Raw genomic sequence first — 15,680 nt, forward strand, 5'->3', positions numbered from 1 at the left:
CCGATTGGTGACGATGAAGCCACCGAAGATGTTAACTGATGCAAGGGTCACGGCCATAAAGCCCATGACTTTTGAAAAACCCATATCCATAGGTCCCGCAGCCAGCAATCCGCCGACGATGATCACCGATGAAATGGCATTGGTTACGCTCATAAGCGGCGAGTGCAGAGCCGGGGTCACCGACCAAACAACATAGAAACCGATGAAGCAGGCCAGCACGAAAACTGTAAACAAGGAGAGAAAGCTATCCCCAGTTTGTGCCGCCTGAGTAAGCGCTTGGGCTTGAGTATCGGCCAGCTTGGTGACTTCGCCCGCGATCTTGGCGGCTTGAGTCGCCAAGTTCTGCGCGTCTGTCGCCAGCTTTGACGATTGTTCTGTGAGGGTCGCCGAATCCATGGTTATTTTTCCTCTTTCTTAGACGCCGTTTTTTTAGCGGCAGGCTTTTTGGCAGCTGGCTTTTTAGCTACTGGCTTCTTTGCCGGCGCTTTTTTCTCTGGCATCAAACGTGGATGCACCACCTTGCCGTCCTTGCAAACCAAAGTGCCTTGAACGATTTCATCATCCCAGTCGAAGTTCAGCGCCTTCTTTTCTCCATCCACAAATGGCGTCAGAAAGTTAAGAAGGTTGCGGCCGAACAATGCGCTGGATGCTTCAGCCAATCGGCTTGGAACATTATCGTGGCCGATGATTTTAACACCGTGCTTGACCACGATCTTGCCCAATTCGGACAACGGGCAGTTGCCGCCAGCTTCAACGGCTAGGTCCACAATAACCGCGCCTGGCGGCATGGACTTCACCATGTCTTCGGTCACCAGCACAGGGGCCGGGCGACCAGGGATCAGCGCCGTGGTAATAACAATGTCTTGCTTGGCAATGTGATCCTGAACGACTTGCGCTTGTTTCTTTTTGTATTCGGCGCTCATTTCCTTGGCATAGCCACCTTCAGTCTCAGCGTTCTTCTCGGCTTCTGGATCGACCTCGAGGAATTTACCGCCCAGACTTTCGACCTGTTCCTTCACCGCAGGTCGAACATCTGTCGCTGTAACAATGGCGCCCAACCGCTTGGCCGTGGCGATGGCTTGCAGACCAGCGACGCCGACCCCCATGATAAAGGCCTTTGCTGGCGGAACAGTCCCCGCCGCCGTCATCATCATCGGAAATGCACGACCATATTCAGCTGCAGCATCCAGCACCGCCTTATAGCCCGCCAAATTGCTTTGGCTCGACAGCACGTCCACCGACTGCGCCCGGCTGATCCGTGGGGCAAGTTCCATGGCAAAGGCTGTGATCCCCGCCTTGGCGTAGGCATCGACGTCCTTGGGATTAACCAAGGCGGAAAGGTGGGCAATTAGAACCGCACCCTTTTTCATCTTGGCAACTTCGTTGGCGGCACCTGAGCCTAATATAGGTCGCTGAACCTTCAACACGACATCTGCTGTTTTCAAGGCAGCGCCAGCATCCTTAGCGATGGAGGCACCCATCTTCTTATAAGCCTCATCAGTGAAGGAGGAACCGTCGCCGGCTCCCTTTTCAACCACAACGTCAAAACCCAGTCCCACAAGTTTGCCGACCACATCAGGTGATGCGGACACGCGCTCTTCCCCGGGACGCAGTTCCTTAGGGATCGCAATTTTCATTTTGGGAAATTTCCTGTCGTCTCATGCAAGGGCCCGCGCGGCCCTAACCAAAATTATATACATTTGAGCTGGAATATAAGAAAGTTCTAATAAACATACAACCAGCTCATTTCACCCACCCAAATTAAACCTTCAACTCCTCACAGACTGCCGTTCCCTTACGTATTTCGCAACAGCAAATACCTGTGATCAGCAGGAAACACCATTTTTTACCTAATTGCATTGATCCAAATCAAGATTGCCGTCGCGCCATGTCTGATTCGTTAAATACGCTATGACGACTGTCCTCGTGATGTTTCAGCATATCGCGCAAAGTAAGAACCAGTTCATCAATTGCCGAAAGTTTATTCATGACATCAGAAGCGATCTCCTGATTCTTTGTCATTCCCATGTATTTTTTGAAGCCATCATTATGGTAATCAATGGCATTCAAAAAGTCATCCACACTTCTTGGCCGATGCATGTAGGATTTATGAACTGTCCTAAGATTATTCGTCAACACTTCAACCAAGGCCTGCAGGAACGGGTCAAATTTTGAAAGCCTTTCTTCCAGGGTCTTGCGCGGCACCTGCAAAAGTACGCTGTCTTCAACCGCCATGGCATCCGCCATACGCTTCCGACCATCAATGATGGCCATCTCGCCAAACATTTCGCCGTTTTTCAAAACCGCCAGTTGGACGCGCTCCCCCTCAATCGTCTTATAAATACCGACCGCGCCGGATTGAACGATAAACATACTTTCGCCCGGGTCGTCTTCTTGAAACACAATTTGGTGGCGTTTCGCCCTTATCTTTTTAAATCCATCAGGCTCAGACATAAGCTTAATCCCTTGTACTGCGAATTCTTATCACCTTGAGTTTATCCATATCACACGGGAGCGCCAAGTGAACTTTATTACGGCAGCGGCACGCCTGCTTTCATCAAGGTCTTGGACTGGCGCACCTTTAGCGTCTCTTCATCGAAATGATCAATCAGGTCATGAAACAATCGATGCCAATTGACCTCAGCCTTCAAATGCATAAACACGCTGCCAAGGCCAATTGCGGCACGGTCCATCAGCACGAATTCACGCGGTGGCGTGACCCCACCAAGTCGTCTGAGTTCCCGGTGGACTTTCGCCGCGACCTCGGCACCATAGATGCCCGACTCCGCTTCTTGAATTTTACGAACTCGGTCTTCCAGCAATGGCGCATATAGGAACCGCGCCCAGTGGTTCAGCACTTCTATCATTTCAATCGATAAGTCCTTGAAACCCCACGTTTCATACGCGTGTACCGCCAATGCTTCATCATCATCCCGAAGGGCGCGATAAAGATTAATGACGGCGCCCATAAAACTTGGCTTAAAGATGCGGATGCAGCCAAAATCCAAAAGATTTACATCGCCGTCGGGGCGGATTGAATAATTACCAAGGTGCGGGTCACCATGAATGACGCCGTAATAATAAAACGGCACATACCACGCCCTGAACATGTTATTGGCGACGGCGTTGCGAAGCTCAATGTGGCTATCGACAAAGTCCATCAGCGGTTCGCCCTCGAGCCAAGTCATGCTCAGCAATCTATCCGTCGATAGATCTTCAACTGATTGCGGCACATGGACGGTCTTTTCATCGGCCAGCATATCGCCATACAACGCCATGTTCTGGGCCTCGCGAACGTAGTCCAGTTCCTCCCGCAAGCGCTCTGAAAGTTCCTTGTGAATTTCGCTCGGATCAATCGCCGGGTCGTAGCGGCGGTAAACTGAGAAAGCCAGCTTCAGTTGCTTGAGATCAGCTTCCACCGCCGATCCCATATCCGGGTACTGGAGCTTACAAGCAAGGGCCTGGCCGTCGTGAGATGTCGCGCGGTGAACCTGACCCAGCGACGCCGCATGGGCCGCCTCGCGCTCGAACGATGCGAATTTTTCTTCCCAGCCTCGTCCCAACTCCGCATTCATCCGGCGTTTAACAAACGACCAGCCCATGGAGGGTGCGTTGGTTTGAAGCTGAATAAGTTCGGCTGTGTATTCTTCCGGCAGCAAATCAGGCACGGTGGCGAGGATTTGCGCCACCTTCATCAGCGGCCCCTTAAGCCCCCCAAGTACCGCCTTCAATTCGCCCGCATATTTTTCGTTGTCTAGATTGATCCCCAAGAACCGCTTGCCCGCGACCCGGGCCGCGACGCTGCCGACCGATGCGCCGACACGCGCATATCGCTTAACTCTGCCCCCCAATGTGGAACTGTCGCGATCGGTCATGTTAGGTCATGTACTCATAAATAGTGTTGACTGTGACGTGACTATTTTTGTCGCTGACAAGGCGTTAGGAGGGCGTGATGCCACAACATTACTGGGCGCATCACAACCGACGACACAACGCGGATCAGCGGCAAAAAGAGACACGCCCTGAAAGGGTCGATATAGGAGGTGTTTCGATGCGTCAAGGAGCCTCACCGGGGAATTGACCCCGCTTTCGGTCCCTTTCCTGCCGAAACACCTCCTATATCGATCACAGCGCATCACTATTTATGAGTACATGACCTAATCCGTCGGTAATTGTTCCAGTTCGTCGATGAACCCTGATACCACATTCAGCCCACGCTTCCAAAACTGCGGATCGGATGCATCCAACCCGAACGGGGCCAAAAGCTCCTTGTGACGCAGGGTGCCGCCAGCTCGCAGCATTTCAAGATACTTTCCTTGGAACGCCGCATGACCGTCGCTGAACACGTCATAGAGCGAATTCACCAAGCAATCGCCGAATGCATAGGCGTATACGTAAAATGGCGTATGGATGAAGTGCGGGATGTAGGCCCAGAAATGCTGGTATTCATCTTCCAGTTTAATCGCCGGCCCCAAGCTTTCCGCTTGGATTTCCATCCAGATTTCGCCCAAGCGCTCTGGTGCCAACTCACCAACCTTGCGCTCATCATGAACTTTCGTTTCGAAATGATGGAAGGCGATCTGACGCACCACGGTGTTGAGCATGTCTTCGACCTTACCGGCCAGAAGAATTTTGCGACGAGCAGGATCGGTCTCGCCCTCCAGCATGGCACGGAACGTCAGCATTTCGCCGAAGACAGACGCGGTTTCTGCCGTGGTCAAAGGTGTGTCAGACATCAACGCACCTTGTGGCCCGGAGAGTATTTGGTGAACACCGTGACCTAATTCATGCGCCAAGGTCATCACGTCACGAGATTTACCGTGAAAGTTCATCAATATATATGGGTGTGCCGACGGCACTGTCGGATGGGAGAATGCACCAGAATCTTTCCCAGGCCTCGGCCCTGCATCAATCCAGCGTTCATCGAAGAACCGCTGTGCGATGTCAGACATCTGCGGCTCAAACGCACCGTAGGCCTCCAGCACCATGGATCGCGCCTCGTCCCAGCTGTAGCGCTTGTCACTGTCGTCGGGCAATGGCGCGTTGCGGTCCCAATATTCCAGTTGTTCCTGGCCAAACCACTTGGCTTTCAGTTTGTAGTACCGGTGTGAAAGGTCGGGGTAAGCGTCCTTCACCGATGATGCCAAAGCATCCACCACGTCGTCTTCTACCTGATTACCAAGATTGCGCGACGAGACGGGACGAGGATACTTCCGCCATGTGTCTTCGATTTCTTTGTCCTTGGCCAAGGTGTTGGTGATCAGCGCAAACAAGCGCTGATGCTTGCCCAAGACCTCTCCCAGCACCTTCGCCGCTTTCTTGCGGGTCACACCATCTTTGTCCGACAGCATGTTCAAGGTGTCAGACAAGGTCAGGGATTTGTGCCCGATTTGGAACCGCATGTCGGCAAAGGTTTCTTCGAACAGGCGCACCCAGGCAGCCTTTCCGGCAACAGATTTTTCAAGTAGCAACTTCTCCAAGTCATCATCCAATTGGTGCGGACGATAGACCCGAACATCCCGCACCCAAGATTGATAGTGGCTGGCGGCCGGGTCCTTCAGCTTTTCTTCCAACACCTTGTCATCAAGGCGATTGAGTTCCAGCGTAAAGAACAAAAGATCAGAAGAGATTTCGGTGATGCGTTCGTGGACGGTTTGTTGAAAACGTCCGCGTTCTGCATCCCCCATATCAGCTGCGAACAGCAATTGTGCGTAGCTCATGGCCTTGCCCAGGACTTCTTCGATTTTCTCAAAGGCAGCAACGGCGGCGCCCAAGCCTGCACCATCTATCGCCTCAAGCGTGCCTTTATATGTCTCCCGAAACGCTTTGGCGTCAGCGGCTGATCCTGCCAAGTCTGCCTCTAGCTCTTTGGAATCTGGGCCCTGATAAAGGTGGCTCAAATCCCATTCAGGAAGGTCTGTCTTGGCAGCCTGCATTTGTGTACTCTCCAATAATTCTTTTAAACTCTCTACGGCTTATACTAAGGCAAGAAAAGAAACAAACGGGGAAGATTCATGACGGCAGAGACTTGGCCCAATTTGGTGACGATGTTTTTCGATCAGGCGGCAGAAAAGCGCGATGCGCCGTTTCTGTGGGCGAAAACAGACGGGACCTATCACGACTTTAGCTGGTCGCAAGCGGCAAGTATCATTGAAGCCCTCGCCCATGGTCTTAAGGCCGCGGGCGTCAACCCTGGCGACCGGGTCGTCCTGATCTCAGAAAACCGTCCCGAATGGTTAATGGCAGATATGGCCATCATGGCGGCGGGTGGCATCTCCGTCCCTGCCTACACCACCAACACAACTGCTGACCATGTTCATATTCTAAGCGACAGCGGGGCCGTGGGCGTAATTGTTTCGAATGATCGCCTGGCCAAATCTCTGATCCCCGCCGCGGAACAGGTCGAGAGCGCTAAATTTATCGTCGGCATTGATGCTTTATCGGACACCGGAACAGGGACCCTACAGTCCCATACCTGGGCTTCTATGACCGATTCCAATGATAAGGAAGGCACAATTAAGGAAGAAGCGCAGTCCCTCAAACGCACCGACACCGCGTGTATTATTTACACCTCCGGCACTGGCGGGGCTCCGAAGGGGGTTTTGTTGTCGCACGGCGCAATCTTGCATAATTGCGCGGGTTCAGCGGACGCAATTGAGCCTCTTGGATTAGACGACAATGTATTTTTGTCTTTCCTGCCCCTGTCACATTCATACGAACACATGGCGGGACAGTTTTTTCCGGTATCAATTGGGGCGGAGATTTATTACGCAGAAGGCGTCGAGACCTTGAGCGCCAACATGCTGGAAGCCCGCCCGACGATTATGACCGCTGTCCCCCGGCTCTATGAAATGATGCATGGGCGTATCTTGGCTGGCGTGCAAAAGGCCGGTGGCTTGAAAGAAAAGATGTTCTTGGGGGCTGTAGCGCTCGGCACGCAACGCTTTACCGACTCGGCCAGCCTATCGGTCTGCGACCGGTTCAAAGACGCAGTGCTTGATAAATTGGTCCGCAATAAAGTCCGGGGCCGATTCGGCGGGCGGCTTAAGGCTTTGGTATCAGGGGGCGCGCCGCTTAACCCAGACATCGGCATGTTCTTCACCGCCCTCGGGCTAACGATTCTACAAGGCTATGGCCAAACCGAATCAGCCCCCCTGATCAGCGTTAACCGCCCCGGAAATGTTAAGATGGAAACCGTCGGCCCGGTTGTTAAGAACACCGAAGTAAAAATCGCCGATGATGGTGAAATCCTGGCTCGCGGCGAATTGCTGATGCAGGGCTATTGGGGCAACGAAGAAGCCACCCAAGAAACAATTATCGACGGCTGGCTGCACACCGGCGACATCGGCGAATTCGATGCCGATGGGCACCTTAAAATCACCGATCGAAAGAAAGACATCATCGTTAATTCTGGCGGTGATAATCTATCTCCACAGCGGGTTGAGGGTATCCTTTGCCTGGAGCCTGAAATCGGCCAGGCCATGGTCTATGGCGACAAGCGGCCTCATTTGGTGGGGTTAATTGTCCCTGATGATGGGTGGCAGAAATCCTGGGCGCGAGAGAACCCAGATCAAGAAGACTTGCTTAAAGAACTCCGGACCGTGGTGAACCGGGTCAATGCCAAGCTCTCCAACATCGAAAAGGTCCGTCACATCATCCTCGCGGGCGAAGCCTTCACCATTGATAACGAGCAGATGACACCAACTATGAAAATCCGCCGTCATAAGATCAAAGAAATTTATGGCGCAGCGCTTGAAGGACTTTATGTTTGATTTTTAGGCTTATAGGTCGACAACCAAATTCCAATTAAAATGACGCCCAGGGCGATCAGTGCTTGCGGAGCCACGCGTTCGTCTAGGAAAAGAAAACCCCAGAAGACCCCTAACGGCGGCAGCAGGAAATTGTTGAGGGCGACATATGTGGCGCCCCGTTGCGCAACCAGATAAAAATAAATGATTAACGCAATCGCACCTGAAAACACACCTAAACAAATCATCGCCCCCCATGATATCGCCGACGGCATGGTCGTGATGGGCCAATCCACAATAAAGGCCAAGGGCAGGGCTTGCACCAAGGCACAGATCATCACAATGACCGATACGGTCAGCGGCGATATCTTTGGCAGGCGCCTTGCCATAACGGTTTGGATGGCGAAGCAAAAGGCCCCCCCCGCCACGGCCAGTTGGCGCACCAGATGATCGCCCAATCCGCCCAAAGCATCAGGTCCAACCAGAATAACCACACCAATGAACCCAACAACAACGCCGGCAACTTTAAGGGGGGTAAATTTCTCATCGGTCGTAAAGATGTGAGCAAGAACCAACGTCGCCAATGGCATCACCGACAACAAAATCGCCGCCAAAGCGCTATCCACATCGACTTCACCCCACATAATTAAGAAATACGGAAGGGTGTTCCCAAAAAACGCCAGCACAAAACATTGCCGCCACAGTGCGCCTTCCATGGGAAGGATGTCGCGACGCCATAGAAAGATCACGTAGAGTATAACGGTGGTAATAAGAATTCGCCCTGCGGCGAGCGACATCGGCGGAACAGTTTCCACACCTATTTTAATAAATAAGACGCTTGAACTCCAAACGACTGCTAGGCAGCAGAGCAAGGCAAAATACCGGGCCGAGGATTGGGAATTGGAAATATCGGCCTCCTAGACAGAAAAAAAAATTTCCGTCCTTATTCTTTGACTTAGGTCAATTACATAGGATTATAACTAACGCAATATTCCTCTTAGAGACAGGCTGCCAGTTTAGGCGGTCTATTTTAATCGGAACAGATTGTCGCAATGGAACCAAAAGCTCAATCCATGACTCGTGCGGCGTTTCTTCGGGGTGATTTCCGCAAGCAAACGCGGAACCTTGTCGTCGGTATTTCCGATGCCTGCTTATCAGCAAAAGGCGTCGTCTGCCGCACCTGCGAAGAGCAATGTGATCCTGGTGCTATTTCTTTCAAACTTGCCTTGGGTGGCGTCGCAAACGCCCAAGTGGATACAACCGCTTGCACAGGATGCGGGGAATGCATTGCCCCCTGTCCGGTGGATGCCATCAAATTTTTGGAGTCAGCTGCATGATTATTTCAGGAATACTTGTCCACGCCCAACCAAGCCAAATGAAGGATGTGGAGAAGCTACTCACAAAAATCCCCGGCGTCGATATCCACGAAACGACGCCCAACGGCCAATTGGTGGTCGTCGTTGAAGAAGATGACAAAAATACAGGTGCCGTTTTAAAAGATGTTCATTTTATGGACGGCGTTTTATCCGCTGCTTTGGTTTATCAGGAATCACTTCCTGACAGTGTTCACTAAGGAGTCCAATAAGGAGTAGAGTTCATGAAACTCACCAGACGCGATTACATTAAGGCAAATGCTGCGGCCGCTACGGCAGCAGCCGCAGGCATTGTTGTTCCAAAGGGTGCCGCCGAAGCGGCCGGCCCAGGTCGAGACATCCGCTGGGACAAAGCCCCCTGCCGTTTTTGCGGTACCGGGTGCAGCGTGCTTGTCGGCACCAAAGGCGGTCGCGTTGTCGCCACCCAAGGTGACCCGGAGGCCCCTGTGAACCGAGGACTGAACTGCATCAAGGGCTATTTCCTGTCTAAGATCATGTACGGTAGTGATCGTCTAACCGAGCCTCTGCTTCGCATGAAGAACGGCAAATACGACAAAAACGGTGAGTTCGAGCGGGTCAGTTGGGACGCCGCCTTCGACATCATGGCCAAGAAATTCAAAGAGGCTCTAAAGAAAAAAGGCCCGACCTCTGTTGGTATGTTCGGTTCCGGCCAATGGACTGTGTGGGAAGGCTATGCCGCGGTCAAATTGATGAAGGCCGGATTCCTATCCAATAACATCGACCCCAATGCGCGCCACTGCATGGCATCTGCTGTCGCAGGCTTTATGCGAACCTTCGGCATTGATGAGCCGATGGGCTGCTACGATGATCTGGAAGCAGCTGACGCGTTTGTGCTGTGGGGCTCAAACATGGCGGAGATGCATCCGATCTTATGGTCTCGCCTGACCAACAGAAGATTAACAGCCGATCATGTGAAAGTTCATGTGCTCTCCACCTTCAAGCATCGGTGCTTTGAGCTGGCCGATAACGGCATGATCTTCAAACCGCAGACTGATTTGGCGATCCTTAACGCCATCGCCAACTACATCATTCAATCTGGTGCGGTGAATGAGGACTTCGTGAAAAAGCACGTAAATTTCCGTGAGGGTAACACGGATATCGGTTACGGCCTCCGGCCCACTGACCCGCGCGAAAAAAACGCCAAGAACAGCAAGAAGACCGGCGGCTCTAAAAAGATCGACTTCGAAACCTTCAAGAAGTTCGTATCTGAGTATACTTTCGAAAAAGCCAGCGAGATTTCTGGCGTGTCGGTCAAAAAGATCGAAGCCTTGGCGAAGCTTTATGCCGATCCAAAGGTTAAAGTAACGTCCTACTGGACCATGGGTTTCAACCAGCACACCCGAGGTACTTGGGCCAACAACCTGATCTACAACATTCACCTGCTGGTCGGAAAAATCTCCGAGCCCGGCAACGGTCCATTTTCTCTAACTGGCCAGCCATCGGCTTGTGGCACGGCGCGTGAAGTCGGTACCTTTGCCCACAGACTCCCGGCTGACATGGTGGTGAAAAAGAAAAAGCACCGCGATATTGCCGAGAAAATTTGGAAACTGCCATCGGGCATTTTGAACGCCAAGGTCGGTTATCACGCCGTGTTGCAGAATCGCATGCTCAAGGACGGCAAGCTCAATGCCTACTGGGTGATGTGCAACAACAACATGCAGGCAGCAGCAAACATTAATAACGAAGGCCTTCCCGGGTATCGCAATCCGGAGAACTTCATTGTTGTGTCCGACCCCTACCCAACCGTGACGGCACAAGCCGCAGACCTAATTCTGCCAACCGCCATGTGGGTAGAGAAAGAAGGTGCCTACGGCAACGCGGAACGCCGCACCCAGTTCTGGCGTCAACAGGTCCAAGGACCGGGCGAATCCAAATCAGATCTCTGGCAGTTGATGGAGTTTTCCAAGCGATTCAAGGTCGAAGAAGTTTGGCCCGCCAAGATGATCGCCAAGATGCCGGAATACAAAGGCAAGACCTTGTATGATGTGCTCTTCAGAAATGGCCAAGTCGATGCCTTCCCGAGCAACCAAACCGCCGAAGGGTTTGATAACGACGAAGCCAAGCACTTCGGCTTCTATGCCCAAAAAGGCCTGTTCGAGGAATACGCCGCGTTTGGTCGCGGCAAGGCGCATGATCTCGCCGACTTCGACCGCTATCATAACTCCCGCGGCTTGCGTTGGCCTGTTGTCGATGGCAAGGAGACGCTCTGGCGGTTCCGCGAAGAATATGATCCCTACGTCAAGAAGGGCCAAGAAGTCCACTTCTATGGCAAGAAAGACGGCAAGGCCAATATCTTCGCCCTGCCCTACGAGCCCGCCGCAGAAGAGCCGGATAAAGACTACGATATGTGGCTGGTCACAGGTCGGGTGCTGGAACACTGGCATTCCGGGTCAATGACCAGACGGGTGCCGGAATTGCACCGCGCGGTACCGGATGCCGTCGTCTTCATGCACCCTGATGATGCATCCAAGCGCGGCCTGCGGCGGGGCCAATCGGTAAAACTCCAATCCCGCCGGGGTGAAGTAAAGACCCGAGTGGAAACACGTGGCCGTAACCGTCCACCAGAAGGGGTTATCTTCATCCCGTGGTTTGACGCCTCTCAATTGGTGAACAAACTCACGCTCGACGCCACTTGTCCGATCTCCAAGGAGACCGATTTCAAGAAATGTGCTGTTCGCGTGGTGAAAGCCTAAGACAATGCCCCATCAGGGACACGATAAGGCCGCTAAACTAAACCGCAGGAAGTTTCTGGCCTCCACGGCCAGGAATGCCTGCGGGGTGGCGGCGTTTGGGTTGCTGTTGGGGCTTTACGCCAAGCAAGCAAAGTCCCTCCCGGCAGATGCTCTTAGACCACCGGGTGCCGGTACCGAAGATCAATTTCTTGCCGCCTGTTTGCGGTGTGGGCTCTGTGTCCGCGACTGCCCCTATGGCACGTTGAAGTTATCTCAATTAGGCGACAGACCTGCCACCGGCAGCCCCTACTTCACGGCCCGCGATGTGCCATGTGAAATGTGTGATGATATCCCCTGTGTCGCGGCCTGCCCCTCTGGGGCCTTATCCAAAGACCTAAAGAACATTGATGACTCCCGTATGGGTATCGCGGTTCTCTCGGATAGGGAAACCTGCCTCAACGTCCGCGGATTGCGCTGTGATGTTTGTTATCGGGTGTGCCCCCTGATGGGCAAAGCCATTACCCTTGATATGCAGGCCAACAAGCGGACCGGCAAACATGCCAGCTTCATTCCGACTATTCATTCCGAAGCCTGCACCGGCTGCGGCAAATGTGAAAAATCCTGCGTCTTGGAAGAAGCCGCGATCAAAGTATTCCCGCGATCACTGACCAAAGGCCAAATGGGTGAACATTACCGACTCGGCTGGATTGAAAAAGAGAAAGCCGGAAAATCTCTAATGCCTGGACTTATTGACCTGCCAGACAGAAGGCCGGGAGGTCGAATATGAGCGAACACCATGTTCCCGGCCTGAATGCTGTAATTACCAAGGGTTATGCCGCCTATAAGTGGTTGCTAATCCGGCGGACAGTTCAGCTTCTGTTTCTAGGCTTGTTTTTAATTGGGCCTCTTACGGGCTTTTGGATTGTTAAAGGCACAGCAACTTCCAGTATTACCTTGGGATTCTTGGAACTAACTGACCCCTACGTCGCTCTTCAATCTCTTGTCGCTGGCCATATTACAGGCACCGCAGCAATAATTGGTGCCGCAATTTTATTCACCGTTTATGCGTTGATTGGTGGTCGGACGTATTGCTCTTTCTTCTGTCCCGTAAACATTGTGACCGACGCAGCTCATTGGCTGGCGCAACTATTTGGCGTAGATCGGGGCATTCGATTGAACCGGCATACTCGGCTCTGGGTACTTGGTATGACCTTAGTGGTTTCTGCCGTAACTGGCACCATTGCTTGGGAGTTTGTGAACCCCGTCACGCTGACGCATAGGGGGCTGGTCTTCGGCATTGGCTTTGCCTGGAGTGCCGCTGCCATGGTCTTCTTATTTGATCTATTTGTCAGTCGCCGGGGGTGGTGTAGCCATCTGTGTCCCGTCGGCGCTTTCTACAGCTTGGTAGGATCTTTCAGCTTGATCAGAATTTCAGCCCAAGATCGTGCAAAGTGTAATAATTGCATGGACTGTTTCGCGGTTTGCCCTGAACCACACACAATAACACCTGCGCTAAAAGGTGATGGTGGCCCCCTGGTACTATCAGGTGATTGCACCAACTGTGGACGGTGCATCGATGTCTGTGCCGAGAATGTATTTAAATTTGGATTAAGAACCAATAACCACCGGCCTGAATTAACTCCGGTGGCAGAATTCCCCTCCCGCAAGGCGGCTTAGAGGATAGAAGGAGAGAGCTAATGAAGACGATTAATTACGGCATGATCTTAGGCTTAGCATTGGTATTTGTTGCCCTTGGAAGCCCAGGTGCATTCAGCCAGGACGGCGGCGTTCAGTCGTTGCGTGGTACCCCGCAGATAAGCGAACCAGGTCCTTCGCCTGAAATCAAAAAGCAGGCAACGAACCAGCGCTTTGGACGCGCCTATCGTCAGCAGCCGCCGCTGATCCCACATAAGATCGAAAAGTACCAAATTAACTTGAAGGTCAATCAATGCATGCGCTGCCATGATTGGCCTTACAGCGTTGAAGAAGGCGCCCCTAAGATTAGCGAGACCCACTACATTGACCGCAGCGGCGTTGCGCTGGATAAGGTCGCTAAAACTCGCTGGTTCTGCACCCAATGCCACGTGCCTCAAGTTTACACGCGGCCACTGGTTCCCAACCGATTCAAATCGGCGTTCGAAACGAAGTAAATTTTATTTGGCTCGAAAGACGAGGATACGACCATGAACGACCAAGCGCCTGATGAGAATAAAGGGAAATTGATCCAGCGAGTCTGGGGGATCATTCGCAAACCCTCGGCCCGTTATGCCTTGGGGACACTCCTCACTGTTGGCTTTGTAGCCGGAGTTGTGTTCTGGGGAAGTTTCAACTGGTCGCTGGAACTGACCAATAACGAAGAATTCTGCATTACATGTCATGAAATGAAGGACAACGTCTATCAAGAATACAAGCAAACGATCCATTATTCCAACCGCTCCGGCGTGCGCGCGACGTGCCCAGACTGCCATGTACCGAAGACCTGGGTACACAAAATTGCACGGAAGATTCAAGCTTCCAATGAGCTATACCACCACTTCTTGGGGACCATTGACACCCGCGAGAAATACGAGGCCAAGCGCTTAAAACTAGCCAAAAATGAATGGCGGCGGATGAAGGAAACTGACAGCCGCGAATGCCGCAACTGTCATAACTTTGACTACATGGACTTCACCGTCCAAGAAAAGCGTTCCCGCAAGCGCCACGCGGTCGCCATCGAAAAAGGCAGTACCTGCATCGACTGCCACAAAGGCATCGCGCATGAATTACCAAAGGGCGCGTTTGAAGCGGAAAAGGAGATTTCGGCGAAGTAACTAAACCCCGTAATACCCGCGGTACCACTCAACAAACCGGGGCACCCCTTCATCAAGCGAGGTCTTGGGCTCGAAACCAAAATCCCGTCGCGTGGCGTCGATGTTGGCGTAGGTTTCTTTGACATCGCCGGGTTGCATGGGCTTAAAGTTAATTTCGGCCTTAACGCCCAAGGCATCTTCCAAGATTGCAATAAACCGCATCAGGGGTTCTGCATTGTTGTTGCCGATATTGTAGATCGGATTGGTCACGCCATCGCTGGGCGGTTTGTCTAAGCAGCTGACCACTCCCGCGACGATATCATCAATGTAAGTGAAATCCCGAGCCATTTCGCCGTTGTTAAAGACATCGATAGGCTCATTAGCAAAAATCTTGCGGCTAAAAATCATCGGTGCCATATCAGGCCGACCCCAGGGACCATAGACCGTGAAGAATCGCAGTCCCGTTTGTGGCAATCCATAAAGCCCGGCATAAGCATGGCTGAATAATTCCATGGTTTTTTTGGTCGCACCGTAAAGGGATTTGGGGCTGTCAGTTGAGTCCCCTACTGCGAGCGGTAATTCTAGGCTGTCGCCATAGACCGACGATGACGAAGCATAGACGAAATGCTTTAGGTCTTTTAGTCCGCGCGCTGCCTCCAACAGAACCAAATGCCCTTCAACGTTGGCATGCAAATAGGCGAAGGGATTGACCAGGGAATACCGAACCCCCGCCTGTGCCGCCAAATGAATGACCTCGGAAACTGCTGGATGCGCCGCGACGAGGGCCGCAACAGCGTCTCGGTCCGCAATATCAAGTTTGGTGAATTCGAATCCCTTGGCCTCTTGCAATTGGGCCAAGCGCGCTTGTTTCAAGGAGACTTCGTAATAATCGTTTAAATTATCGATGCCAATGACATGCCGCCCGGCTTCCAGAAGAGCCTTGCAGGTATGGTAGCCAATAAATCCCGCAGCGCCGGTCACTAAGACAGTCATGTGTTCTCCGTTATTGCCCCAGTGTTGTTGCCCCTGTCGCTTCGCGACACCATGGTAGCTTAGTCGGTTTACAACACCATGGTA

Annotated in this window: 15 protein-coding genes; 8 read left to right on the forward strand and 7 right to left on the reverse strand. The window is 52.4% G+C overall.

Translation table 11 applies throughout. The annotated features are described in order from the left end of the window. From HOM51_01340 to HOM51_01360, 5 genes are all read right to left on the reverse strand, one after another. The coding region (locus HOM51_01340) for an NAD(P) transhydrogenase subunit alpha (GenBank protein MBT5033138.1) at window positions 1-396 on the reverse strand (396 nt) is incomplete at its 3' end. A gap of 2 nt (window positions 397-398) precedes the next feature. Next, window positions 399-1,637: a Re/Si-specific NAD(P)(+) transhydrogenase subunit alpha gene (locus HOM51_01345; protein ID MBT5033139.1), complete on the reverse strand. Its 1,239-nt coding sequence runs from the start codon at window positions 1,635-1,637 to the stop codon at window positions 399-401. Window positions 1,638-1,869: 232 nt separating this feature from the next. After that, complete coding sequence (locus HOM51_01350) at window positions 1,870-2,454, reverse strand: cyclic nucleotide-binding domain-containing protein (protein ID MBT5033140.1); 585 nt, start codon at window positions 2,452-2,454, stop codon at window positions 1,870-1,872. A 77-nt stretch (window positions 2,455-2,531) separates the two neighbouring features. Then, window positions 2,532-3,875: an AarF/ABC1/UbiB kinase family protein gene (locus tag HOM51_01355; protein ID MBT5033141.1), complete on the reverse strand. Its 1,344-nt coding sequence runs from the start codon at window positions 3,873-3,875 to the stop codon at window positions 2,532-2,534. Between the two features lie 282 nt (window positions 3,876-4,157). After that, window positions 4,158-5,936, reverse strand: a complete 1,779-nt coding sequence (locus tag HOM51_01360; GenBank protein ID MBT5033142.1) for a M3 family oligoendopeptidase — start codon at window positions 5,934-5,936, stop codon at window positions 4,158-4,160. A 78-nt stretch (window positions 5,937-6,014) separates the two neighbouring features. On the opposite strand from HOM51_01360, the gene HOM51_01365 reads away from it, so the two are divergent. Beyond that, entirely contained in the window at window positions 6,015-7,772 is a 1,758-nt protein-coding gene (locus tag HOM51_01365) for an AMP-binding protein (GenBank protein ID MBT5033143.1), read from the forward strand. On the opposite strand, the gene HOM51_01370 is transcribed toward HOM51_01365, so the two are convergent. Further along, a complete protein-coding gene (locus tag HOM51_01370; protein MBT5033144.1) occupies window positions 7,763-8,620 on the reverse strand; it encodes an EamA family transporter in 858 nt (285 codons plus the stop codon). The two genes, HOM51_01365 and HOM51_01370, sit on opposite strands and share 10 nt — an antisense overlap. Before the next feature lie 180 nt (window positions 8,621-8,800). Between HOM51_01370 and HOM51_01375 the strand changes: the two genes are divergently transcribed. From HOM51_01375 to HOM51_01405, 7 genes are read left to right on the forward strand one after another with little or no spacing between them, the layout of a single operon-like run. Further along, on the forward strand, window positions 8,801-9,085 hold the full coding sequence (locus tag HOM51_01375; GenBank protein MBT5033145.1) for a 4Fe-4S binding protein: 285 nt from the start codon (window positions 8,801-8,803) through the stop codon (window positions 9,083-9,085). Next, window positions 9,082-9,321: a chaperone NapD gene (locus HOM51_01380; GenBank protein ID MBT5033146.1), complete on the forward strand. Its 240-nt coding sequence runs from the start codon at window positions 9,082-9,084 to the stop codon at window positions 9,319-9,321. Before HOM51_01375 ends, HOM51_01380 begins: the two co-directional genes overlap by 4 nt. A gap of 24 nt (window positions 9,322-9,345) precedes the next feature. Next, a complete protein-coding gene (napA, locus tag HOM51_01385; GenBank protein ID MBT5033147.1) occupies window positions 9,346-11,835 on the forward strand; it encodes a nitrate reductase catalytic subunit NapA in 2,490 nt (829 codons plus the stop codon). Between the two features lie 4 nt (window positions 11,836-11,839). After that, a complete protein-coding gene (gene napG / locus HOM51_01390) occupies window positions 11,840-12,601 on the forward strand; it encodes a ferredoxin-type protein NapG (protein MBT5033148.1) in 762 nt (253 codons plus the stop codon). Further along, a complete protein-coding gene (gene napH, locus HOM51_01395; GenBank protein ID MBT5033149.1) occupies window positions 12,598-13,491 on the forward strand; it encodes a quinol dehydrogenase ferredoxin subunit NapH in 894 nt (297 codons plus the stop codon). Before napG ends, napH begins: the two co-directional genes overlap by 4 nt. Window positions 13,492-13,511: 20 nt before the next feature. Then, window positions 13,512-13,964 (forward strand): nitrate reductase cytochrome c-type subunit, encoded by a 453-nt coding sequence (locus tag HOM51_01400; protein MBT5033150.1) that lies wholly within the window; start codon window positions 13,512-13,514, stop codon window positions 13,962-13,964. A 33-nt stretch (window positions 13,965-13,997) separates the two neighbouring features. Beyond that, window positions 13,998-14,624 (forward strand): Denitrification system component NirT, encoded by a 627-nt coding sequence (locus HOM51_01405; protein ID MBT5033151.1) that lies wholly within the window; start codon window positions 13,998-14,000, stop codon window positions 14,622-14,624. Here HOM51_01405 and HOM51_01410 read toward each other — a convergent pair whose 3' ends face one another. After that, window positions 14,625-15,596, reverse strand: a complete 972-nt coding sequence (locus tag HOM51_01410) for an SDR family NAD(P)-dependent oxidoreductase (protein ID MBT5033152.1) — start codon at window positions 15,594-15,596, stop codon at window positions 14,625-14,627. Window positions 15,597-15,680: the final 84 nt, after the last annotated feature.

The sequence above is a fragment of the Rhodospirillaceae bacterium genome (assembly GCA_018660465.1).
In the GTDB taxonomy this organism is placed as follows: domain Bacteria; phylum Pseudomonadota; class Alphaproteobacteria; order Rhodospirillales; family JABJKH01; genus JABJKH01.